This window comes from Massilia sp. TWP1-3-3 (assembly GCF_049897805.1).
In the GTDB taxonomy this organism is placed as follows: domain Bacteria; phylum Pseudomonadota; class Gammaproteobacteria; order Burkholderiales; family Burkholderiaceae_D; genus Telluria_A.
The window spans coordinates 108160-130744 of the sequence record NZ_JAFCWX010000006.1; the positions used below are offsets into that span (position 1 = coordinate 108160).

A 22585-nucleotide genomic window follows, 5' to 3' on the forward strand; every position below is an offset into this window, starting at 1 on the left:
GGGCTACACCATGGCACTCTACTCAAAAATACCTTATGTTGGCGGCGAAGACACCAGCGTCCTGCAAACCGGCCGTAAGTCCGACAAGACCGTGGCGGTCAAGCCGGACCTGCCTGGCAATGTCATTGTCATTCACGGCGTGAACGACGTCGGGGTGGGTTTTAGCGCGGTCGAGGAAGGCTTGTGCGCCGGGTTGAACAAGCGCCTGTCGGTCGGCCTGGTGCCGGCGGGCTATCGCATGCCGACCGTGGACGACAAGGGCAAGCTCGTCGACGACCCGGATGCTTTGTTTTTCAAGCGTCATGTCACCAACGAGACCTTTAGTCCCGTCATTCCGTTTTACTGGGGCTACCGAGAAGAAACGGACGCCGCCCGGGCCGCGTTTGGACAGAGAACCGATCGCAACGGCAATCGGCTGGACAAGGACCTGTCGAAAGGGGGCGGCCCGTTCGCCAATGCCACCGGCACTATTCCAGACATGTGGAACAGGGGAACGGGTGCTCCAACCGACCCCGTGGGCGACCCGATCCGCCCGGTTCTGAACGCCCCGGGCCGGATGTACATGATTTTGGCGGCCAAGAGACTGGCAGCGCTTATCTCGATGATCCGCGACTATGACGAAAACGAAGTGGTCTCCATTGTCGCCCACAGCCAGGGAACTGTCATCAGTTTGCTCGCGCAGGCGTTTCTGCTAGATATGGGCGCGCGGCCGGCTGACACGCTTGTTCTCGTCAATTCCCCTTATAGTTTAGAGGCGCGCACGACCGGCCTGATGGCAGCTGCCGAGGTGTTTTCCGGCCAGTCGAACACGGCCATGACAAGCGCCGACTATGCCCATCTTGACGGTCGGCAGAGCTTGAACGCCCGTTTGGACACGCTAATCAATATAGTTCAGGGCGTTGCGCGAAAAAAGTCTGCAACGCCGGTCTTCGCCACCCTCGACGATCATGCCAAACATTGCGGCATGGTCGGTGCCAAATGGGTAGCGGGGAACGACAGAGATAACCGCGGCAAGGTCTATGTGTATTTTTCGCCGGAAGACATGACCGTCGCGCTGGACCACTTGCACGGCATCGGCTGGCAAGGCATCGCGGACTTTGTGCGCGATGGCCCGTACGGCGAGCCCGGTGCGCCCGTTCGACCAGCGATGGCGGAATTGACCACGAAAGTCGGATCCCCTCCCGCATCGGGGTTTTATCAGCGCGTCTTCACCTTCAAACGGCGGTTCGATCTCGCTACCAAAAAAGAAGGACCAGTCTTACTGGGAAGAAAGCCACCCTATGATTTTGCATTGCGCCTCAAGAAGGAGGACATGGGGGCGCACGTTGCAGCCGATAACCGCGGACATCGCGGCACATCGCGGGGCGTCGACTGGCCCGTAGTAGACCCAGGCACGATGTTTATGGAATCGAAGCAGTCGCATGCCGAATTCATGCGCGAAGGCATTCGCACTATTAACGGTGAAGAATTGCCAACGCCAGTAGCGGCACAATTGCGAGCGGGGGAAGCGGCCATCCCCGCCGCTTCGCTGCAGGCCAAGCGCAATCTGCCCCGCGATAAACAAGGCCCTTGCGAAGAAGTAGACCCGATTGACGCAGCAATTGCGGTCGCCAGCGCTAAAGGATATTTCGATACGTGGGTCAGCATTACGGATCCGGGTCCGGTCGATACAAGGGCAGTGAGAGGTACGTCCCGCGACAGTCCGGTACCACACCTCTTTCAAGGCAAGGCGCTCGAGCGATCAGATAAGGTGGGGCCGGTGCAGAAGTACTTGAACGAAGGCAAACCAGTCACCCAGCAGTGCGTGGTGATACAAGTATTCAGCTGTCAGGGATCAGACTTGTTGCCAACCAAGCAGCTACTTGTCAAGCGCAAGGAAACGCCGGACGAGGCGCGCATGCGATGGCAAAACGAAGTGAGTCCTAAGTCCTTCCACGGCGCAATTTTCGGCAACAAAGCCAACCATGCCAACGTGACGGCCTATGATGTCGCCATTGGCGGTGGTCTCGCTTCGTCGCATCCGATTTTTTACGCGTACCTGTGCGCTGTAGCGGACTGGCGATTGAAGATAGGGAGGGTGGACGAGCTACGCGATGGGATTTTTAGCTGGAAAAAATTCTTGACGACATTTGCGGGGGCGCCGTCGGCGGACCCCAACAACCCGACCGCCAACTACTGGTCGGTGGAACCTAAGTGGCGCAAGGATGTGATTGAAGGCAATGCCAGATACTACAGTTCCGGTGTGCTCCCGGCCTGCGTACCGTCCCTTACTGCGGGTTTGCCAACGGCGGTGATTTGTCAAAGAACCGCCGATAAAACGGCGATGCCGCATGCGTCGCGACCCATCGTCAAGCCCGTCGCCCGTAGCGTCAAGCCGGGAGCGACCAAATGAGTTCAGGTCAGATGACGGGGCCGCCAAAACTTGGGCGATACTTGGTGGGCTGCGCCATTGCGATGATCATCTTGATTCCGCTGTGGACAATCTTCGTCATGTCGGTGGTTCAGCCAGTCAGTTTAATGTCACAGGAGCAGACGATGGGAGTTCGACTTTGGTGGTGGGTTGCAGGACCGGTAACGGTAATAGCGTTGTTCGCCGGCGCCCGTTGGGTAATGGCGACGAAAAACTCGCAGCCGGCGGCCCAGGCGCAGGTCCAGGCGCCGCAGCCTGCAGTCCTCACCGCCCAGGCAAAACGGGAATACGCGCTGGAGGTGATCGGCCTTGGCGTGACGCTCGACAAATATCGTCAAGGGGCCTTGTGGGATGAATTGCAAAAAGGTAGTCCACACACGACTATTCGCGAGCAAGACAAGAACAAGTACCCATGGAGCGTGGACGAGCGGGACGGCCAGTCCGGAAACCGCGGCGGCAACACGCTCGAGAACGGCGCGAACGATACGCCGACGTATTGGGGCGTGCCGGTTTTCAATGCTGTAGCGCCGATTCACGCTCCCGACATGATGGATCAGCCGAACGATCCCGCCATGGGATTGGCCGACGGCGCCAATTCGTCCGGCATGCAATTCCATCTGTTCGTTGCCGGCCCGCGTCGTTTCGACGAACGCCCCGACCGCATTCTGGAGGATGTATTTGCATTCTTCGATGCATATCCCGATGTCCCCTACATCGTTCTCAATTCCTCCGACAACATGTTTATACGCAACATGGCCCGCGCGCCAGGCACGCCACCGCTGTCAACCAACGGCAATGCCATTCCCGCAATGCCAGACGCTTCCGCGCTGTTCGTGCTGGCCCGGCGCGAACGGGTGGACGCGGTGCGGCCCTTCGCCTTCGAGGATATGGACGACGACAGGGCGACCGTGGAAAAGCTCAATCAGCACGGTTTTGCCCGGCGCTTATTCCTCGCTTATAACGCGCTCTCACGTTCCCTGCCGCACTCCGACATGCGCGTGGATCGGCCACCGGTGGTCTCAGAGTGGTTGACGGCCACGGCGCAATTCGTCCATCGCCCCGAGATCAACGGCACCGGCACCAGCACCCGCGACCTGCTCAGCGATCTTGCCCAAGGGGGCCACCGCCCTCCAAAAGAATGGAAGCCAACGCCATGGTTCCCTATCCCATGGAACAAGGCCCAACTGGCAAAATTCGACAGGCTGCCGACCCTGGGCTACATTCACCGCCCGACGTTCGTTAAATTTATCGACAAGGACGGCCACCCTTTGATCCGCGCGGACGAGCGCCAGAAGGCAATGCAGGCCGGATGGGATCAGGCATTGCAAACGCTGCCAGAGGCGCAACGAAAAGCCGCTCCCGCGCGCGTCATCGTCGCTACCGGCGGCAATACCGATCAGATGCGCGTCTTGCACGGAGCACTGAACGAGCACGCGTCCAAGGGCGGGCCAGAGCTGACGGGCAGCGCTCCGGGCCTGCTGATCGATACCGACCGCCGGCTGGGCAATACCGGCGCCGCCACCCTGTTCATGCAAATGGCCATCGGCGTCATGGGCAGCTACCGCGCCGGCGGCGTGAGCGCTGCGGTCAACATGCGCGACCCGAATGAGGCGAGCATCATCATGGTCAGTCCGCCATCCGAGGCGCTGCGCAAGACCCAGCACCATCCAAATGGCGGCGACGTATTCCAGCATCACGGCACGCCTGCCGTCGATCCCGAAAATTACAAGCAATAGAGGAGCGCCATGCGCAACGTTATTCGCCTGAACGACCCCACCAGCCATGGCGGAAAAGTAGAAAGCGTCACCGCCAGTCACTTTATTGTGCAGGGCATTGCTGTGGCTCGCGTCGGTGACCCATGCAGCTGCCCAATAGCGGGCCACAGCGGCTGCACCATCGCCGAGGGCGACCCGCACTATACGATTGACGGCATCCAAGTAGCCTTTCACGGGCATCACACGACTTGCGGTGCTACACTGCTATCGACAGTGGGAAACTTCACTCTGGCATAGTGGCGCCACAACGCAAACCGTGCTCGGATTGTCGTCCCGCAGTCCCGGCGCCCGGGAAAAAATCTCCAGCGTTTTTCGCGCGCGTCAAAGCAAGCAATACCCAGAACCGGGCGCCACGATAGCGCCCGCTCCCCTCACCTTAAAAGCGCAGCAAGCGCCCCGACAGCGGCGCCACCGTGATCAAGAACTTGCCGTTGGCGTCCACTTCCACTTTACCGTCAGTCATCAGATCGTTCAGCGCCGCTGCACCCGACACCACCGCGCTGTCGAGCGTGATCGTCGCCGCCTTGTTTTTCACGTTCAGCACCAGCAGCACCCGGTTGCTGCCACTGTCCTTGCGGTCAATGTACACGTTGGTATCGGAATAGACGTGGGTCCGCGCACCGCCCGCCAGTGCCCCATTGACGGAGCGTACCCGCATCAGCGACGCGACATAGCCCTTCAACTCGCGCGCCCTGGCGCTCAGGGCGGGACCTGCCACGCCATCGACGACGCCGTCATCCCGGCTGACATGATCCTCGCACAGGCCCGCTTCGACACAGTTGACGCTGACCTTGGCCGCAAAGTTCGGTACTTCCTGGCCAATTTCATCGCCGTAGTACAGCGTGATCGGTCCGCTGAACGCAGCCATGAAGGTGAACGCCGCCTTGTGGCGCAACCAGTACTGCTCATCGTCCGGGTTGCCTAATCCGGCGCGTTGCACCAGGTCGCCAAAGCGCACCAGATCGTGATTGCCGAGCATGAGGTTGGGCATGGCATGGTCGGGGTAGACAGCGTGCGTGGCAAAACCGGCGTTCAGCGTACTGGCCGGCTGGCCCGACAAACCCGATTCTTCGGTTGCCAGCGTCTGCACCAGCTTGTAGCGCAGCGGGAAGTCGAAGGCTGAGCCCAGCGCCGGCGCCAGCGTGCTGCCGTAAGTGGCCGCGATCTCGGACTCGCCCTTCCACACTTCGGCAACCATGTAGCCAGCTGGCCGAACAGCCACGCCGTCGGCATTGAGGTAGCTGTTGCGGCTGGAGGCTTGCTGCACCGTGTCGCGCAGGCTGGCCAACGCCGCCGGCGGCACCTGGTAGGCCTGGTCCAGCCGCCAGCCGTCGATCTGCAGCTGATCGATCCAGTAGCTCGCTACTTCCCGGTAGAACGCCAGTGTATCGGGATGGGTGTAGTCGACCGGATCGTGGCCGCCAAACGGCTTCAGGCCGCCGGGCGAGGCCGCGATATTCGCCTTGTGATGGCCGAACACGCCATCGAACAATACCGCCAGGCCGCGCTTGTGCGCTTCCTGAACCAGCGTGCGCGCCTGCGCCAGGGTGCCAAATTTCGGGTCAATCTTGAAGTAGTCGCTCGGGAAGTACCCGGTGGCGTCGAGGCGGTCGGCCCCCAGATCCTGGCCGGCCACGGGCGCGGAAAGGAAGATCGGGGTCAGCCACAGCGTGTTGGCCCCGGTGCTCTTGATGTAGTCGAGCGAAGCGGTAATGCCGGCCAGGTCGCCCTTGTGCTTGCTCGTGCCATAGCCAGCGTTAAAGTTGGCGGTCGGGTCGCCATCGACAAAAGCTTCCACCATGACCTGATAGATGCGCATCTGGCAGGCCGCCTGCGCCAGTACCCGGTTGCAGGCCAGCCGTTGTTCGATGCTGCCCGAAGCTTTCAGGATGCTTACTTCATGCGTTGCCGGCACCGGCGCCGGTGCCGGCGCGGGTGCAGGGGCAGGCGCCGGAGAGGCACCGGCACCGGCCCCGCCGCCGCCACAACCGGCAAAAGCGGCCAAAGCGAGTCCATAACCGAGTGCTGCTATGCTTTTTTTCATTTTTGTCTCCAATCAATGTGAACGGGTGTTATTTATTATTTTCTGTAATATTACTACACAGTTCGCAATATTTTGGAATAAAATCACCCAAAAGTCCGCTGCAGCTTGTAATTTGATTACATTTGGAGTCCTAACGATGGTCGTTGCGCACCGTGTCAAAAAACAGCTCTTCACCGTTGCTGTTGGCGACGATGAGCTGGCCGTCGTGCCACAGGCGCGAGGCGACAAAGGCGCCGAGTCGCTTGACATGCTCAAGCGCCGCATCGAGCGCATGCAACTGCCCCTTCATCGATGCGCCAACCAGCATGCCGTCCACGACCAGCGGCGCGGCAAAGGTCCACACAGCGGTACTGAAGCGGAAGCGTTCCTTGCCGGTGCGCTGGTCGAGCGCCAGCAGCAAGCCGGTGTCGGAGGTGCCGAAGTAGACGGTGGCGCCATCGAAAGCTGCAGCGGAGACAATCCACGAGCCCTGCGCATCGTAACGCCAGTTCTGCTTTCCCGTGGCCGCGTCGAGCGCATAAAAATAGCCGTCGCGCGAGCTGATGTAGACGCTGTCGCCGTGTACGCGGGGCGAGGCCTGGATGCCCAGCATGATGCTGCTCTTTTGTTCGGTTTGGGTCTGGAAGCGCCAGCGCTGCTCGCCGCTGGCCGCGTCCAGCGCATACACCGCGCCATCCCAGCTGCCCACGACGATACTGGCGCCGGCCAGTGCGGGCGAGGAATGCACCATGCCGCCGGTCTTGAATACCCATACCGGCTTGCCGCTGCGCGCGTCGAGCGCGTAGACGCACTGGTCACTGCTGCCAAAGTAGACTTGGCCATCATGCACCAGCGGCGACGAGAGGAACAAGTCCCAGGGATCGCGCACCGGCGTTGCGGTCAGCTCCATGCCGAACATGCCATGGGCCGAGAACGATGCTTCGCCCCCCGTGCGAAAACTCCACAGCGGTGCGCCCGTTGTGGTGTTCAGCGCGTGCCGGCGCCCGTCGCGGCTCAGAAAGTACACGCTGTCGCCGGCCACGGCAGGCGTGGAACTGACGCCGGGGCCGGGTGCATCAGCGTTCGCCTTGAAGCGCGCCCGAGCGCCGGCGCTGCGGGCAAAGGTGTTTGAACGTGTTTACCGGATCCCGGGGCAAGACCAGGAAGGCACTGGACTGGGATTGGCGATCGCCGAGCGGGCGGCCGCCAAGAACGGCGCCACGATCCGGTTCGCCACCGGCGCAGGCGGGCAAGGCCTGGCCGTCATCATTGACTTTTACAAGGAAAACCACACGTGCTAACCAATAAAAGAACCTTCTTTGCGCTGGTCCTGGCGCTGGCGTGCGCCGCCTGCGGCAACAGTGGCAATGGTCCCGTCACCGCCCAGCAAGCGCCGTCGGCTGCCGTTGCGGCCACGCCGAGTGCACTGCCCGCTGTCCTGCTCTTGCCGGAGCAACTAAGCATGCCAGGACTGAACCGCAAGCGCCAGATCCGCCTGTACCTGCCGCCCGCTTACGCCACCTCGACCAAGCACTATCCGGTCCTGTACATGCACGACGGCCAGAACCTGTTCGACAACGCCACCGCCTACGGGGGAGAGTGGAAGGTGGACGAGACGATGGACGCACTTGCGCGCGAAGGCAAGCTCGAACTGATCGTCGTTGGCATCGACAATGGCGAAGCCAAGCGCATGACGGAACTGAACGCCTGGAGCAATTTGCAGTACGGCCCGGGGGAAGGCGAACTGTACATGGACTTCATCGTCAAGGTGCTCAAGCCGCTGATCGACAAGCAGTACCGCACCATGCCAGAGCGCGACCATACTGCACTGATGGGTAGTTCAATGGGGGGCCTGATCTCGCACTACGGCATCAACCAATACCCGGAAGTGTTTGGCAAGGCGGGCATTTTTTCGCCATCCTACTGGGCGGCGGGAAGCGCAGCGTTTAACTTTGCCGCTTCAAGACCGGCGCGCTCGGACGCCCGTCTGTACCTGCTGATCGGCGCACTCGAAGGCGGGCCGATGGTGCCCGACGCGCAGCGCATGTACGACCAGGTCATCAAGCGCGGCCACCCGAGCGCCAATGCGACGCTGAAAATCGTCCCGAATGGGAACCACAACGAAGCTTTCTGGAGCAGCGAGTTCCGCGAGGCGATACTGTGGCTGTTCCCTCCTGCCTGAGACAGAACCGGGCGCAGGCGCACGAGCAATTCTTGATCAGTGCCCATGATGGCGACATGCTGCCACAACTCCTACGCGTGATTGCGCAGCAGGCCCCGCGCCTGCAGAAAAACACGCCCTTGTTCACGCAGAAACGCTTTCAAACAATTTTCGTTGTCATTTTGCCGTCATTGCCACGTAGTTTTTGCTTGGTTTAATCACGTCCACGCTGACGCCGGCGCTAAACGGCGCGTTACCAATCTCCCGGACAAGGATTCGCCATGACTGACAACGTTCTCTCTTCATCCCGCCGCAACATGCTCAAGGGCTTGGCCAGTGCTTCCGCTTTGCCTTTTGTCGGCGCCTTTGCCGCCATGCAGTCTCAGCAAGCGCTTGCTGCCAATGGGTCGACGGCGCTGATCGACAGCCCTTACGGCCCGATCGCGCCTGCCAACGATTTGTCGACGGGCTTGCCTTTGCTCCAGTTGCCACCAGGCTTTAGCTACAAAAGCTACGGCTGGCGCGGCGACCTGATGACCAACGGCAAAAGCTGCCCGGCGGGCCACGATGGCATGGGCGTCATCGTCTCGCGCAAGGTTGGCCGCAGTACCGAACTGGTGTTGGTGCGCAACCACGAAGTGGGCGCCACATCGGCGGCCAGTTTCATCAATGCGCCGGCCGTCTATGACAACGGCAACAGCGGCGCAGCGACCAGCAACAAGTTCGGTGGCGGTACCAGCAACTTGCTGTTCCGCGATGGCAACTGGGTCAGCATGACGCCCAGCCTGGGGGGCACGCAAGGCAATTGCGCTGGCGGCGTGACGCCGTGGGGAACCTGGCTCACGTGCGAAGAAGTCGGTTCCGACGCGGTGGGCGTGGCCGGCAAAAAACATGGCTACGCCTTCGAGGTGACGGCCGATCCGGCGCACACGGTTGGCGTGCCCATCGTCGGCATGGGCCGTTTCGCGCATGAAGCGGCAGCCGTCGACGCGGCCACCGGCATCGTCTACGAAACCGAAGACAGTTCGGGCAAGTCCGGCTTCTACCGTTATGTGCCCGACATCACGCCTGGCTACCCTGGCTCGCTGGCAATGGGCGGGCGCCTGCAGATGGCCAAGGTCAAGGGCGTGGCCAATGCCAACCTGGCCACCGCGCCCGTGAATGCCACCTACGCACTGGAATGGGTGGACATTGCCGAACCGGACCGCAACCGCGGCAACGCCACCGGCCCTACCGGCATCACGGTTTCGAACGCGGCCGGTCCCTTCGTGCAAGGCTGGAAGCAAGGCGCGCTGCGCATGAACCGCGGCGAAGGCATCTGGTATTCGCTCGGCAAGATGTTCATCATGGATACCTCCGGCGGTTCGGTCGCGCGCGGCACCATCTGGGAACTCGATCTGGCCAGCCAGGTGCTTACCTGCATTTACTCCAGTCCAAGCGCGCTGGTCGGCAACATGGGCGACAACCTGACCGTCAGCCCGCGCGACGCCATCCTCATTTGCGAAGACGCATCGAGCGCCGCCAACGACAGCTTCGGTTTTGGCCAGCGCCTGATGGGCTTGACCGCCCAGGGCGATGCGTACATTTTTGCCAAGAACAATATTGTGCTCTCCACCGAGCAATTGATCGTGACGGGCAAACAACTTGGCTTGCAAGGCGACCACCGCGCGAACGAATTTGCCGGCGCCTGCTTCGACCCCACCGGCCGCTATCTCTTCGTCAACATCCAGACGCCCGGCATCACGTTCGCCATTTCCGGACCGTGGGCAAAAGGTCCTTTGTAATCGCTCCGCCCTTCATACCATTACCAGGAAACTTACGATGAAACTCAAACAGCTTTGTCTTGCAATCGGGACCGCACTGGCCTTGTCCGGCGCGGCCAACGCGGCCCTGCTGACCGGCAGCACCGGATCCTCCGCCAATCTTGTCACCGATTACAGCGCGCCTGGCATGCTGTCCTTCGACCTCGACCTTCACAATTTTGCGGCAACGCGGTTTGAATTCACCATCGAAGACAGCGACCTGATCGGCCCGATGAGCATGAATGCCCTGGTTCGCAATCTCAGCGGCAGGAGCTTGACGAACTTCTCGTTTTATCTGGAAGGCATTGCGTTTTCAAGCGCGGGCAGCGTCACGCCGACCTTTGGCACCACCAGCCAGATTAACTACACCAGCACGGCCGCCGCGATCACTTTTGCCACGCCAGAATTCGCGGAGTTTAGTTTTGGAAACCCGTTCAGCTTGAATAACAAGAGCGACTGGTACTTCGACACCACCGGCCTGCGCGCAGGCGACGCCTTTTCGATCAGCGCAACCGTGCCGGAACCGTCCACCGCAATGCTGATGCTCTCTGCGCTGGCCATGTTCGGCGGCCTGTATCGCCGACAACGGCGCATGCAGCCTTAAGCGAGCTATGTCAAAATCGTATCAATCACGTTAAAAAAATCATCACTCCGGGCTAATTTTCCGATGCTACTATGGCATCACCTTTTTCCGGAGAGCACATTCATGACAACTTCATCTGCTTTATCGGCGGGCCGCCCGTTCGCCGCCATCGCCGCCTGGCTGGCCGTGTCGCTGACACTGCTGGCCAGTCCTGCCCAGGCCGCCAACTGCAGCGCACCCGTGGTCAACGGCGGCCTGTACAGCATTGCCAATATGGGTTCAGGCAAGGTACTCGACGTCACAGGTGGCGCACTGCAGGGTGGTGCGTATATCCAGCAGTGGGGCTACGGCGGCAGCGCGAACCAGCAATTTACCTTGCGCGACCTGGGCAATGGTTATTGGAGCATGACGGCGCGCAACAGCGGCATGCTGCTTGACGTGCTGGAGCTGTCAATGATCGAAGGCGGGCGTCTGGTCCAGTGGCCCGCCAACGGCGGCACCAACCAGCAGTGGCAGCTCAAGCGCTCCCTGGCGGGCGGTTACAACGTCGTTGCGCGCCATTCCGGCAAGTCCTTGACGGTGGCCGACGGCGCCAGCGGCTCGCGCGTGTATCAAACCAGCGACCTGGCCAAAGCCCAGCAGCGCTGGTTTTTCAATCCCGCCTCGGGTCTGTGCAACGCGACGCCGGAAGGCTTTGCCTCCCAGGCCGGCCCGGACGGCTTGTCCAGCACCACCGGCGGTGGCTCAGTGCCACCGGTCACGGTCAACTCGTGCAGCGCACTGGTTGGCGCCTTGCAATCGAGTGCGCCGGCCGTGGTGCACATTGCCGCAGGAACGGTGATCGATTGCCGCACGCCAGCCCGCAGCCAGGGTGCGTGCGCCATCAGTTGCCCGAGCTATCAGGATGCGGGCAAGTCCATCTATCGCATTCCTGTCGGCGCCCAGACCTGCACAGAACTGGGCGCGACCAGCGAAACCAAAGTGGCCCGCAGCCGCAACGAGATCAACATCCAGGTCGCTTCCAACAAAACGCTGTTGGGCCTGGACAGCAACGCCACCATTGTCGGCGCGACGCTTAACCTGAGCAACGCCAAGAACGTCATCATCCGCAACCTGTCGATTCAGGACGTCAATCCCGGTCTGGTGGAAGCGGGCGACGCCATCACCCTTGCCAACTCAAGCCACGTGTGGATCGACCATGTCCGTTTCAGCCTGATCAGCGACGGCCACGTGGATATCACCGAAAGCAAGAATGTGACGCTGAGCTGGAATCGCTTCGACGGCGCCAACCCGGCGGTCTGCGGCAACCAGCATTTCTACACGAATATGGTGCTCAATTCCCAGGTAACGTTCCACCACAATTTCTGGAACCGCAGCGCGGGACGCAATCCCAAGCTCGATGGCGGCGCCACCCGCGCCCACCTGTACAACAATTACTGGCTGGACATTCCATACTTTGCCATCAATGCCGCGAACTGGGCACAGGGAAAAGTCGAGGGCAATTTCTTTGCGAATGCTTCCCGGCCACACTGGAACGCGGGTCTCGGCGCCCTGGACGCGCCGCTCTGGTCCAACCGCTACACCGGCATCTCCGCCACGGATATCCGCCGCGATACCGGAGACACCGTCTTTAGCGGCCTCTCCATGTATCCGTACACGGTGGACAATGTCGACGACATTCCCGCCAAGGTAAGCGCGGGCGCCGGCCCACGCTGACAAAAAAAAAGCGGCCGCCCGGCCGCTTTTTTTATTCTGCCCGCCACTTATGCCGGGGCGCGGCGCCGCCGCGCGCCCAGCAGCGCCAGGCCAAGCCCAAACAGTGCAAGCCCGGCAGGCTCGGGCACCAGCGTGATGTTGCCGTCTGTTGCTTCGACCAGATAGTCGGCATAGCTGGCGAGCACCACGCCGCCAAAGTACGTGCCGAAGGTGCCAGGTTCCTGCCCGTTGAACCAGCCGCCGAAGGTGTTGTTCGCTACCAGCATCAATTCCCCATACATGTTGACGAAAGACGGCCCGCCCGAGTCGCCCCCGCCAATGCCCGCTTCGCGGTTGTTGGGCAACTGCGGCGAGCAGGCGTCGAAAAAGTCGCAGAACGTGTCCTGGCCGGCGCCGTCGAAGTCCGCGTACCAGACTTCCCTGGGGCCGCCAAAGCCTTGCTCGTCGTCGCCATCGAACAGGTCGACATAGTTTTCGCCCGTGCGCTTGATGCGAAAGTCCGCCCCTACCGTAAAGCCATTGATGCCGTCGCCCGAGGTCCCGTAGCCGGCCATGGTGACGCGCGTGCCCGCCTGCAGCTCATTGACGGCGACCTTGTAGATCCTGGCGCTGGCCGGCGCGTCGGCGCCTAGGGTGATGACTGACAAGTCATCGTTCAGGCAAAACGCGGTCACGCCCAGCGGGCACTTGCCGAACCCCTGGTAGGCGGGATTGAGCGAGACCGCGCTGGCGGTGATGACGGAATTGGCAACGCCGTCATTGAAGACGACGCGCACATCGTTGCCCGGCGCATTGAGGTCGATCACGGTGCCGGCACCAGTGACGTCGACACAGTGCCCGGCAGAAATGACCTGGCGCCGCCCCACCAGCGCGCCCGAGCAAATATACGATGCGCCGTCAAACCGGATGTTGATGCTGACCACGCCCGAAAAAGGCGACGCCGGCAGGTTGGGGTCGATCCGCGCGTCCGGCGAATCGGGCGGCGCACCGGCGGTGATGAGGGGCACGAAGTGTCCCGTGCTGACAACCGAGGCTTGCACCGGCGCGGCCGCGACGAGCACCACGCACGCGGCCAGCACGCGCACCAACTTGTTTTTTAACGACAATGTACGAGCAAACATGATTGTCCTTTTCATTTTGCAAAGCAAGACATCCCGAAACCAGACGGATGCATGCAAGGCCCCGTGCAGGAACCATGCCCGGAAAAAAGAAACACGTTTTCAGGGAGTTGCCGCGCTGTCCGCAACAGCCGGGCCCGCCTTGTCAATTTTGCCGACGGTGGGTCACGGCGAAAAAAAACGGCCCGCAGGCCGTTTTCTTATTTTGTCGCACTATCCTATCGCCACGGTGTCAACATTTCCGACACACCTTGGCGACCGTTACAGCGAGCGTGTATCAAACGTATTGCATTGCTCCATCTGGCCGCTCTGCAAGCCCTTCGAGAACCAGCGCGCGCGCTGCTCAGACGTTCCGTGGGTAAATGAATCGGGCACGACGCGCCCCTGCGACTGCCGCTGCAGCGCATCGTCGCCAATGGCCGTAGCCGCTTTCAGCGCCGACTCCACATCGCCCTGTTCGAGGATGCTGCGCGCCTGGTTGCCGTGGAAAGCCCACACGCCGGCAAAGCAGTCGGCCTGCAATTCAAGGCGCACCGACATTTGATTGGCTTGTTTCTCGGAACCGCGTTCGCGCACTTGCTGCACCTTGTCCGAAATATGCAGCTGGTTTTGCACATGGTGGCCGATCTCGTGCGCGATGACATAGGCCTGGGCGAATTCGCCGGAGACGCCGAAGCGCTCTTGCATCAGCGTGTAAAAACTCAGGTCGATGTAGACGTCCTGGTCGGCCGGGCAATAAAACGGCCCGCTGGCGCTTTGCCCGGTACCGCACGCGGTGCCCGTGGCGCCGGAGAACAACACCAGCTTGGGCTTGACATACTGGGCCCCCTTTTCCTGGAACAGTTTGCCCCACACGTCTTCGGTATCGGCCAGCACGACCTTGACGAAGCGCGTCTGCTTGTCGGTCGCCGGCGTTTGCTGCGTGGCCGGCTGGGAGGATGGCACTGCACCACCGCCGCCGCCGCCGCCGCCACCGCCGCCACCACTAAGCATGTCGAGCACCTGCAGCGGATTGATGCCAAATACCGCGCCACCGATCAGCGCAATGACGATGGTGCCGATCCCGATACCGCGCCCGCCCAGGCTAAATCCCCCGCCCCCGCCACCACCGCCTGCGCCGCGCCGGTCTTCAACATTGTCGCTTTCGCGATTGCCTTCCCATTTCATACTTCTCTCCGCTAGGTTTTGTCAATTTACAAATAGAATACGCTGAATGAGAAATATTTGGCGCTACGTAAGACCGGCGTCTTGCTGCGATAATCCAACACCGCTCAACCTGGATCACCATGACCCTCAGTTCCTTCGCCGGCACGCTCATCCGGATCGTCGCCATGCCCCCCACCAACCTGCTGCTGCTGATTGCGTTCGGCTACCTGCTGCGGCGGCGCTGGCCGCGCGCGGCGCGCGTGGTGAGCGGCGCGGGCGTGGCCGCGCTGCTGGTCATTTCCACCAATGCGGGCTCGCTGTTGCTGGTCGCCCCCCTCGAACAGCGGACCGCGCCGCTGGCCAACGCCGGCGCTGCCGGCGCCCAGGCCATCGTGGTGCTGTCAGCCGGCATCGTCGACGCCGCCCCGGAGTATGGGGGCCAGGACACGCCGGACCCGGTCACGCTGGTGCGCTTGCAGTACGGCGCCTGGCTGCAGCACCAGACCGGCTTGCCCCTGCTGGTGAGCGGCGGCATTGTGCCCGGCACCGAATCGACCCGCTCGCTGGGCGCGATGATGGCGCGCGCGCTGCGCGAAGACTTCAAGACGCCGGTGGCATGGATCGAGGACCAGTCGGAAGACACCGACCAGAACGCCGTGAACAGCGCGCGCATGCTGAAGGCGGCCGGCGTCAAGCGCGTGCTGCTGGTGACGCATGCGATGCACATGGCGCGCTCGCGCGAAGCCTTTGTGCGCCAGGGCATTGAGGTGGTGGAAGCGCCCACGATGTTTTACTCGCGCGCCAGATGGTCGGCCTTCATGCTGGTGCCCAGCGCCAGCGGCCTGTACCGCTCGTACTATGCCATGCACGAATGGATCGGCCTGGCCTGGTACCGGATGAAGGCGTAAGCCCTCACGCGACGCTCACACCACGCTCAGACCAGCAAGGCCGCGCTCATCGACTGCACTTCGCCTTCGGACTCTTGCAAGATGCTCTGCAAGGTTTCGTCGTCGATGACAAAATCGAGCACCGAATCGGCATGCTCGGGCATGGCGACTTCCTGGGGGCCGAGCGGCGAAGGGACGGGCGAAAACTGATTGGCCAGCAGCAGCGTGTCGAGCAGCGTGCTGGGGGGCATGGTGAGCCAGCCGTCGCGCAGCGCCAGGATGGCATTGGCGACCTGCTCGGGCACGGCCAGCTTTTTAAGCACTTCGCGGCTGACCACTTCTTCGCACAGCTCGGCCCACTTCTCGGGATCTTCGTCAAGCAGGCCGGGGAACTCGTCGGCGCGCGAGAGCAGGTAAAACCCGCCCACTTCGTGCACGATGGCGGCAAACATGGCGGTATCGGGATTGACGAACGTGACGCGGCGTGCAATCACTTGCGCGAGCGCGGCCACATGCGCCGTGTGGACCCACAATTGCTCGGCCTTGGCCCGCAGTTGCGGGTCAACGATGCGGGCGCCGAACTGGCGCACCACAAGGCTGGAGACCAGCGTTTGCAAGCTGCGGTAACCCACCCGCATCACCGCCGAACGCACGTTGGTGATGGTGGAGTCGCCATTGCGGTTGAATGCTGCGGAGTTGGCCAGCGCGACAGTACGCGCGGCCAGTTGAGGTTCGCCCAACACCAGTTTGATGGCGTCTTCAATATGACAATCGGGGTTGTCGAGGGCTAGTTGCAGGCGCAAGGCGGCGTTCACGCTGGTTGGAAGAGTGATCTCCCCACGCGCGGCTTGTGCGGCAATATATCCGAAGGCTTCTAGTCTGTTCACGGGAAAATTATACCCTCGACCAGACGACCCCAAGCGAAAATTCGAACGCGGACATGCCGCCGGTGACTGCAATGCCACAACGGGCATTGCAGTTCCGAAAAATGCTGATGTGCGCGCTTGTTTTCGCCCGGCTTGTCGGGCGCGATTGCGCACTGGCATGCGCGTCACATTCAACGCGCGATTCAACGCACATTTCAGCGCTAGCTTCAGCTCGCTTCAGCGCTTGCGTTGGCGTTTACTTCACCTTGATCGCACTCTTGACCTGGCTCACGCCGTCCACGCTCTTTGCCAGGCGCACCGCCTTGTCGGCGTCAGCCTTATTGTCGACAAAACCGCTGAGCATGACGACGCCTTTTTCAGTTTCCACGTGGATCGCCATCGCGCTCAATTCCGGCTCCTTGAACAGGTCGGCCTTGACCTTGGTGGTAATGACCGAGTCGGCAACCACTTTGCCGCTGCGGCTGGCAGCGTCCGCCGTCTTGTCGGCCATGCGGTCCGTTGCGCCGTCAGTCTTGATGGTGGCGCGGTCGGTGGCCGCTCCCGTACGGTCGGCAACGCGGTCAACGGCGCGTCCAGTCTTGTCGGCAACGATAGCGGCCGCGTTCTTGGTTTTTTGCACAGCGGTTTCCGCCACGCTTTCGGTCTTTTGGCCCACCGTTGCGGCCCCGTCGCGGGTATTGGCTGCGGCGTTGGCAACCGAGCGGTCCTTGTTGTCGATCAGGCAGCCGGTGCTCGGTTTGCCTGCAATCTGGGCGCACTTGTCCACGGCAGCCGCCTTGGCCGGCTCGCGCGTCTGGGTATTGGCGACCAGGCCTTTGTCGTCCACGCGGGCAGTGGCGGCAACGCGGGTATCGCGGTCCGCCTTGGCGTCGGCCAGCGCAGCGGTGTGGACCGACGTGGCCGTCGCCATGCAACTATCCTTGTCGGCGCCGGTCATGGCGGCGCACTTGACCTTGGCCAGCGCGTGCTCGGCATGGGCCAGCGCATTGCGCGCGGAAGTGCGCGCCTTCAGCGTGTTGTTGTGCTCGGTTACGGCGTCCAGATTGGTGTGGGCGCGCGCCACCTTGGCTTCTTCGAGGCACGTCGATTTTTCATTGCCCGTGCTGCCGGTGCATTGCGCGGTGGCGGCCTTGTAGTCGGCCGCTGCCTTTTGTGTCACGGTTTTGTAGCTTGCGCTGTCGGCTTTGCCGTCTTGCTGTGCGGCGTAGGCGCCCGAAAAGGCGAGGGTCAGTGCGGCGGCGAGCAGGGTAGCTTTAAATGGTTGCATGGTGTGGTCTCTTTGCTTGTGGTTGTCGGTACAACATTTAACAACCAGCAGCGGAGCCATTCTGTGCGAGAACGTACATACCGGGACAATTAGCGGCGATTATCCCGACAGCAGCGCGCTAGTCGTCGCTCAGCAAACCGGCGCGCCAGAGCACGCCGGCCGCGTCGAACGGCGTTGCCGCCTGCTTGAACACGCCGCCATCTGCGGCCAGGCTGACCCAGGCGCGCGTGTCGTGGGCGCCGCCCGCTGCCGGCTGCTCGGCGCGCACTGCGGCCAGCCAGGCATACACCGGGCCGTAGCTGTCCGCATGGAAACGCTGGGTCCAGGCCAGCGCGACCATGTCGGCAAAGCCCTCCTCGCGCCGGCTGTCGCGCAGCGCGGCCGATTCGCCCGCCGGCCCGCTAGCCGGTGCCGCCGCCGTTTCGGTAAATCCGGTTGGCAAGGCGTGCCACGCACCTTGCGCATAACGCCAGCAGTGGCCCACTTCATGGGCCGCCATCGCTTCCATCAACACGCCGCGCTGTTCTTGCGGCACGCTGTCCAGCAGTTTTTCGGCGTCCGGATTGCCGCGCATCGACAACACCAGTTTGCACCGCCCATCCATGAAACCCATGGCCAGCGGCACGTCGCTCGGGCGCGCCCGCGGTTGCACAATGATGTCGATGGGAAGCTTGAGACGCTGGGCGTAGGCCAGCACGGGCGCAGCTGCTTTCAGCCAGCGCGTTTCGATCTCGGTCAGCTGCGCGCCGGCGTGGGCCAGCGCGGGTACTGTGGTGATCGCGGCGAACAACAGCTGCTTGAACATGGGATGCTCCGGTCGAGTCTATAAATGCCTATCGGCAATTTTATAGTCGTCTGCACCCCATTTTACGAAATATATTTCTTTGTGGAAAAATATTCACACGGGTTCAAGTGGAATTGAGCCCGCCCGCTACTTACAAGCTTTCCCATTCGTCAGCATCCGATCTGGAATTGACAATCTTGCGCTGCGGCGCAGCCTGGCGTTGCACGGGCCGGGCACGCGCCGGAACCCGCAGCAACTGCGACGGCGCGGCGGCCCGCTCTTCGTGACCCAGCGTGAACACGCTTACCACCTGCGCCAGCGCCTGCGCCTCGTCCTTCAGGGCTGCCGACGCGGCCGTGGCCTGCTCCACCAGGGCCGAATTTTGCTGGGTCACTTCATCCATCTGGCCAATCGCCCGGTTCACCTGCTCGATGCCGGCGGTCTGTTCGGCGCTGGCATGGCTGATCTCGGCCATGATGTCGGTCACCCGCTTCACGCTAGAAACAATTTCCTGCATCGTGCTGCCAGCTTCATCAACCAGTTTCGCGCCCACTTCGACCCGTTCGACCGAACTGCCGATCAGCGCCTTGATTTCGTGCGCCGCCGCCGCCGAGCGCTGCGCCAGGTTGCGCACTTCGGCCGCGACCACCGCAAAGCCGCGCCCTTGCTCGCCGGCGCGCGCCGCCTCTACCGCCGCGTTAAGCGCCAAAATATTGGTCTGAAACGCAATGCCGTCGATGACGCCGATGATGTCCACGATTTTCTTCGACGATTCATTAATCGAGGCCATCGTGTCGACCACCTGCGCCACCACCGCGCCACCCTTGACTGCCACGGCCGACGCGGAAACGGCCAGCGTGTTGGCTTGGCGCGCGTGCTCGGCATTCTGGCGCACGGTGCCGGTCAGTTCTTCCATCGACGAGGCGGTTTCTTCCAGCGTGCTGGCCTGGGTTTCGGTGCGTGCCGACAAGTCCATATTGCCGGCTGCGATCTCGCTCGAGGCCGTGGTGATGGTCACCGTGCCGGCCCGCACCTGGGCCACGATGGACACCAGGTTGTCGCGCATGCCTTTCATGGCGTACAGCAAGCTGGCGCTGTCGTTGGCTTTGGTATCAATCTGCACCGCCAGGTTGCCGGCCGCAATGCTGCCCACGATGGCGGCCGCGTAGTCGGGCTGCCCGCCCAGCTGGCGCAACAGACCGCCACTGATGTACCAGGCCGCCATTGAGCCGACCGCCACCGCAATGGCGCACAACACCACCATCCACAGCAAAAAGGTGCTGGCAAGGTTGGATGCCTTACCGGCCTCGACGGCGTTCAGTTTTTCTTCCAGGTCGATCAGGCGGTTGACGCTGGCGAGCCATTCAACAAACGCTGGCGCGGCCTGGGCCGAGAGCAAGGCTGCGGCCTCGGCATTGGCTGGTGCAACGGGTGCAACCGGTGCAGCCGGCGCGCCTGCCTGTGCGGTGGGAGCGGTCTCGGCCGACAACAGCGTTGCGGGGGCCGGCGCAGGCTCGGGCGCGGCCAGACGCAGTGCAATCACGCTGGCAATCAAAGGCTGGGTCTTGCGCTCGCTGTCCTTGATGCCGGCCAGCGCCGCTTTTTCCTCGGCACTGGTATCGGTGCGGGCAGCAAACAATTCATCGAGCGGCGCGGCCGAGCGGGCGTAATTGTCGGCCAGCTTCTTGATCAGTTCAACATGGGGTGCGGCAGCGCCGGCATCGGCCGCCAGCACCACGTCGCGCAAGGCAATGGCCCGGTCATGCACGCTGCCGCGGAAATTGATCGCGTAGCGCTGTTTGACGTTATTGACCTGGTTGATCTGGTTCAGGCTCATTTCAATCCCGCGCACGCGCGAAATCGCCATCGCCGAGAGCAGCATGATAAGAATAAATACACCGCCAAAGCCGATTGCCAGGCGTGTCCCTATGGTCATGCTCGATGTCTTCATCTGTATCCCGCGTGAGTTTAAATTCCTAAAAGAAACCTTAGCATGCTTCACAGCACGCACGCGAAGCACAATGACGAAGCGATTGAACGTTTCGCACGGACGATATCAAGAAAACAAAAAACCACGGCATTCCGTGGTTTTTTGACCCTGCTTTACCATCAAGCTGTTAGCAAATTATTACTTTGCCGTCAGCGTGGCGGCCGTGCTGAACGCTGGCCGTATATCGTTGGGCACCACCTTCATCTTGTCGAGCGCCTTTTGCACGTCGGGACGGATGACGATGTATTTAGTCATCAATTCCTTGGCGCGCGCATAGTCGCCGGTCGCTTCGATCGTGAGGAACTCGCGGTTCAAGTCGATCACGCCCTGCTTGACCTTCTTGAAGTCGGTCGAGAACGTACCGTCGCCGTGCGAGATGAAAGCGCCCTTGTCGAGCAGATAATTGAGCTGGATCGCCATGCCGCGCGCGTGCGAATCGGTCAGGCCGAAATGCAGCGTGCGGAAAGCCGACGCCAGGAAGGTGTTGTACAGCTTGCGTTCGGCAGCCGCGCCCTGCCCCAGCGTGTCCTTGAGCTGGCCCTTGTCCATCATGTAGCCCAGCGCCCACAGGCCGGCCATGTCGGCCTTGGCTTCCTCGATGGTCGAATAGGCTTCCTTCAAGTCCTGGCGCGGCGTCGATTGCTTGCCGTTCACCTTGGTCATGTGCGGGCCCAGGCCGTGCGTGATTTCATGGGCCAGGATATGCGTGAAAAACGAATCGAAATCGAGGTCGGCCTGCGCTTCCGGGCGCAATACCAGTTTGGCGATCGGCGTGAGCGTGGACGTAAACTTCGCTTCCTGTATGTTCTTGAGCATGACACGCTTGGAACCGCGCTGGCTGATGATGCGCTCGTCGTTGGGCAGGTTGTAGGCAGCCGTCTGTACACCCATGTTGCCGTCGCCCGCGCCATACACCTGGTTGACCACGACCATCGGGGCCTGGGCGCCCACTTTCGGATTGCGGTATTGCTTATCGAGCGGCAGGTGGTCTTCCAGCTCCTGCATGTGCTTGCTGAAGAAGTCGAGCTTCTGGCTCTCCTTCTGGTCTTTGATATTGACGTAGGCTTCGAACGCGGCCTTGTAGCCGAACAGCTCGTCGTTATACGTTTCGTACGGGCCGATGGTGATATCGACCGGCGCATCGAGGTCCATCCATGCAAAGTCGGACGCCAGGTAGTCGTTCGACAGGAAGGCGTCGGCGCGCAGGGTCAGGAATTTTTTCAGCGAGGCGTTGTCGGTGGCGGCAGCCGCTTCGCGCAGCAGCTTGGCCAGCTTGGTCAGGTCGGCCTTGTATTCATCGGCATACTTGACGGTCTTGAACTTGCCGTCGGCCCCGGCGCGGATGGTCGTGAAGAACCACTGCGCCTGTTCCTTGTCCTTGGGCGCGAGGCCGTTCATCCATGCTTCCAGGGCGCTCTTGGTGGCGCCGGCCGGATAAAAGTTCGCGCCTTCCGGCTTTTTGGCGGGGATCTTGATCCCCTTGAAGTCGGCCGGCATGAACGACTGGTTATCGTCCAGGATGGACCAGGGGCCCTTGTTGACCCAGAAGTAGTCCAGGCGCGCCTTGCCCAGCGGCGTGGTATCTTTTTTGAGCACGGCCCACAGCGCTTCGTTGCCGGACCAGCGCTGGCGCAGCTGCAGCACGTCGACAATTTTCGCCGCTTCGATCAGTTTGGCGATGGCGGCCTTGTCGCCGGGCGACAGGGCCGAGATGTCGGCGCTCAGCTCGACCGGGGCGTAGCGGCGCGTCATCACGCCAAGTTCGCCGACAGTGGCCACGCGCGGGGCGGCCACGGCTGCGGTGTCAGAAGCGGCGGCCGAAGCGCCGAGCAAAAGGAGGAAGGGAACGAGCAGCGTCTTCATGGGTCCTTGTGATTGAGATGGCAATGACACGCATTGTAATCCCACCGGGGCCGGCGCAGGCATCGGGGCTGTCGCCGTACGCGTGGGGGACTTTTGCCGGGCAGGACTTGCAATCATGCGCGACGACGAAAACCGGACCCACATCGTCTCCCGCGCAAGGCCGTAGCGGAGGG

Annotated in this window: 18 protein-coding genes; 9 read left to right on the forward strand and 9 right to left on the reverse strand. The window is 61.9% G+C overall.

What is annotated here, in order from left to right; all coding sequences use genetic code 11:
* The first annotated feature begins 10 nt into the window (after positions 1–10).
* Genes ACP7D4_RS07865 through ACP7D4_RS07875 form a run of 3 tightly spaced genes read left to right on the forward strand, consistent with a single transcriptional unit; the run spans position 11 to position 4422 of the window.
* On the forward strand, positions 11–2392 hold the full coding sequence (locus ACP7D4_RS07865; RefSeq protein WP_426208512.1) for a T6SS effector phospholipase Tle3 domain-containing protein: 2382 nt from the start codon (positions 11–13) through the stop codon (positions 2390–2392).
* Complete coding sequence (locus ACP7D4_RS07870) at positions 2389–4146, forward strand: type VI lipase adapter Tla3 domain-containing protein (protein ID WP_426208513.1); 1758 nt, start codon at positions 2389–2391, stop codon at positions 4144–4146. The genes ACP7D4_RS07865 and ACP7D4_RS07870 overlap by 4 nt, the downstream gene beginning before the upstream one ends.
* Positions 4147–4155: 9 nt before the next feature.
* Positions 4156–4422: a PAAR domain-containing protein gene (locus ACP7D4_RS07875; protein ID WP_426103309.1), complete on the forward strand. Its 267-nt coding sequence runs from the start codon at positions 4156–4158 to the stop codon at positions 4420–4422.
* A 139-nt stretch (positions 4423–4561) separates the two neighbouring features.
* Here ACP7D4_RS07875 and ACP7D4_RS07880 read toward each other — a convergent pair whose 3' ends face one another.
* Positions 4562–6229, reverse strand: coding sequence for an alpha-amylase family glycosyl hydrolase (locus ACP7D4_RS07880; RefSeq protein ID WP_426208515.1), 1668 nt, complete (start codon positions 6227–6229; stop codon positions 4562–4564).
* A 130-nt stretch (positions 6230–6359) separates the two neighbouring features.
* Positions 6360–7250: a PQQ-binding-like beta-propeller repeat protein gene (locus ACP7D4_RS07885; RefSeq protein WP_426208517.1), complete on the reverse strand. Its 891-nt coding sequence runs from the start codon at positions 7248–7250 to the stop codon at positions 6360–6362.
* An 82-nt stretch (positions 7251–7332) separates the two neighbouring features.
* On the opposite strand from ACP7D4_RS07885, the gene ACP7D4_RS07890 reads away from it, so the two are divergent.
* The 5 genes from ACP7D4_RS07890 (at position 7333) to ACP7D4_RS07910 (ending at position 12470) form a co-directional block, all read left to right on the forward strand.
* The gene (locus ACP7D4_RS07890; RefSeq protein ID WP_426208519.1) at positions 7333–7509 is read left to right on the forward strand and encodes a hypothetical protein; all 177 of its coding nucleotides are present in this window, start codon (positions 7333–7335) and stop codon (positions 7507–7509) included.
* Entirely contained in the window at positions 7503–8390 is an 888-nt protein-coding gene (locus tag ACP7D4_RS07895) for an alpha/beta hydrolase (RefSeq protein WP_426103312.1), read from the forward strand. Before ACP7D4_RS07890 ends, ACP7D4_RS07895 begins: the two co-directional genes overlap by 7 nt.
* A 260-nt stretch (positions 8391–8650) precedes the next feature.
* Positions 8651–10153 carry a PhoX family protein gene (locus tag ACP7D4_RS07900; protein ID WP_426103313.1) on the forward strand — a complete coding sequence of 501 codons (1503 nt, stop codon included), beginning with the start codon at positions 8651–8653 and terminating at the stop codon, positions 10151–10153.
* Between the two features lie 37 nt (positions 10154–10190).
* A complete protein-coding gene (locus ACP7D4_RS07905) occupies positions 10191–10775 on the forward strand; it encodes a PEP-CTERM sorting domain-containing protein (protein ID WP_426103314.1) in 585 nt (194 codons plus the stop codon).
* Positions 10776–10877: 102 nt separating this feature from the next.
* Positions 10878–12470 (forward strand): RICIN domain-containing protein, encoded by a 1593-nt coding sequence (locus ACP7D4_RS07910; RefSeq protein WP_426208521.1) that lies wholly within the window; start codon positions 10878–10880, stop codon positions 12468–12470.
* A gap of 47 nt (positions 12471–12517) precedes the next feature.
* Here ACP7D4_RS07910 and ACP7D4_RS07915 read toward each other — a convergent pair whose 3' ends face one another.
* The gene (locus tag ACP7D4_RS07915) at positions 12518–13591 is read right to left on the reverse strand and encodes a trypsin-like serine protease (RefSeq protein ID WP_426103316.1); all 1074 of its coding nucleotides are present in this window, start codon (positions 13589–13591) and stop codon (positions 12518–12520) included.
* Between the two features lie 258 nt (positions 13592–13849).
* Positions 13850–14755, reverse strand: coding sequence for a KPN_02809 family neutral zinc metallopeptidase (gene ypfJ, locus ACP7D4_RS07920; RefSeq protein WP_426208522.1), 906 nt, complete (start codon positions 14753–14755; stop codon positions 13850–13852).
* Between the two features lie 119 nt (positions 14756–14874).
* Here ypfJ and ACP7D4_RS07925 point away from each other — a divergent pair, with 119 nt between their 5' ends.
* Positions 14875–15642: a YdcF family protein gene (locus tag ACP7D4_RS07925; RefSeq protein WP_426103318.1), complete on the forward strand. Its 768-nt coding sequence runs from the start codon at positions 14875–14877 to the stop codon at positions 15640–15642.
* A 26-nt stretch (positions 15643–15668) separates the two neighbouring features.
* Here the strand turns inward: ACP7D4_RS07925 and ACP7D4_RS07930 are convergent, their stop codons facing one another.
* The 5 genes from ACP7D4_RS07930 to ACP7D4_RS07950 form a co-directional block, all read right to left on the reverse strand.
* Entirely contained in the window at positions 15669–16508 is an 840-nt protein-coding gene (locus ACP7D4_RS07930; RefSeq protein WP_426103319.1) for an HDOD domain-containing protein, read from the reverse strand.
* A gap of 235 nt (positions 16509–16743) precedes the next feature.
* A complete protein-coding gene (locus ACP7D4_RS07935) occupies positions 16744–17775 on the reverse strand; it encodes a BON domain-containing protein (RefSeq protein WP_426103320.1) in 1032 nt (343 codons plus the stop codon).
* A gap of 118 nt (positions 17776–17893) precedes the next feature.
* The gene (locus ACP7D4_RS07940) at positions 17894–18580 is read right to left on the reverse strand and encodes a hypothetical protein (RefSeq protein WP_426208524.1); all 687 of its coding nucleotides are present in this window, start codon (positions 18578–18580) and stop codon (positions 17894–17896) included.
* Positions 18581–18710: 130 nt separating this feature from the next.
* Positions 18711–20495, reverse strand: coding sequence for a methyl-accepting chemotaxis protein (locus ACP7D4_RS07945; protein WP_426208526.1), 1785 nt, complete (start codon positions 20493–20495; stop codon positions 18711–18713).
* A gap of 192 nt (positions 20496–20687) precedes the next feature.
* A complete protein-coding gene (locus tag ACP7D4_RS07950) occupies positions 20688–22412 on the reverse strand; it encodes a dipeptidyl-peptidase 3 family protein (protein ID WP_426103323.1) in 1725 nt (574 codons plus the stop codon).
* Positions 22413–22585 lie beyond the last annotated feature (173 nt).

What these genes read in the sequence shown, in the direction of transcription:
- ACP7D4_RS07875 (WP_426103309.1), top strand. Translation starts at nt 4,156, where the DNA reads ATGCGCAACGTTATTCGCCTGAACGACCCCACCAGCCATGGCGGAAAA.
- ACP7D4_RS07935 (WP_426103320.1), bottom strand. Translation starts at nt 17,775, where the DNA reads ATGCAACCATTTAAAGCTACCCTGCTCGCCGCCGCACTGACCCTCGCC.
- ACP7D4_RS07925 (WP_426103318.1), top strand. Translation starts at nt 14,875, where the DNA reads ATGACCCTCAGTTCCTTCGCCGGCACGCTCATCCGGATCGTCGCCATG.
- ACP7D4_RS07915 (WP_426103316.1), bottom strand. Translation starts at nt 13,591, where the DNA reads ATGTTTGCTCGTACATTGTCGTTAAAAAACAAGTTGGTGCGCGTGCTG.
- ACP7D4_RS07870 (WP_426208513.1), top strand. Translation starts at nt 2,389, where the DNA reads ATGAGTTCAGGTCAGATGACGGGGCCGCCAAAACTTGGGCGATACTTG.
- ACP7D4_RS07880 (WP_426208515.1), bottom strand. Translation starts at nt 6,229, where the DNA reads ATGAAAAAAAGCATAGCAGCACTCGGTTATGGACTCGCTTTGGCCGCT.
- ACP7D4_RS07945 (WP_426208526.1), bottom strand. Translation starts at nt 20,495, where the DNA reads ATGACCATAGGGACACGCCTGGCAATCGGCTTTGGCGGTGTATTTATT.
- ACP7D4_RS07905 (WP_426103314.1), top strand. Translation starts at nt 10,191, where the DNA reads ATGAAACTCAAACAGCTTTGTCTTGCAATCGGGACCGCACTGGCCTTG.
- ACP7D4_RS07940 (WP_426208524.1), bottom strand. Translation starts at nt 18,580, where the DNA reads ATGTTCAAGCAGCTGTTGTTCGCCGCGATCACCACAGTACCCGCGCTG.
- ACP7D4_RS07865 (WP_426208512.1), top strand. Translation starts at nt 11, where the DNA reads ATGGCACTCTACTCAAAAATACCTTATGTTGGCGGCGAAGACACCAGC.
- ypfJ (WP_426208522.1), bottom strand. Translation starts at nt 14,755, where the DNA reads ATGAAATGGGAAGGCAATCGCGAAAGCGACAATGTTGAAGACCGGCGC.
- ACP7D4_RS07950 (WP_426103323.1), bottom strand. Translation starts at nt 22,412, where the DNA reads ATGAAGACGCTGCTCGTTCCCTTCCTCCTTTTGCTCGGCGCTTCGGCC.
- ACP7D4_RS07900 (WP_426103313.1), top strand. Translation starts at nt 8,651, where the DNA reads ATGACTGACAACGTTCTCTCTTCATCCCGCCGCAACATGCTCAAGGGC.
- ACP7D4_RS07910 (WP_426208521.1), top strand. Translation starts at nt 10,878, where the DNA reads ATGACAACTTCATCTGCTTTATCGGCGGGCCGCCCGTTCGCCGCCATC.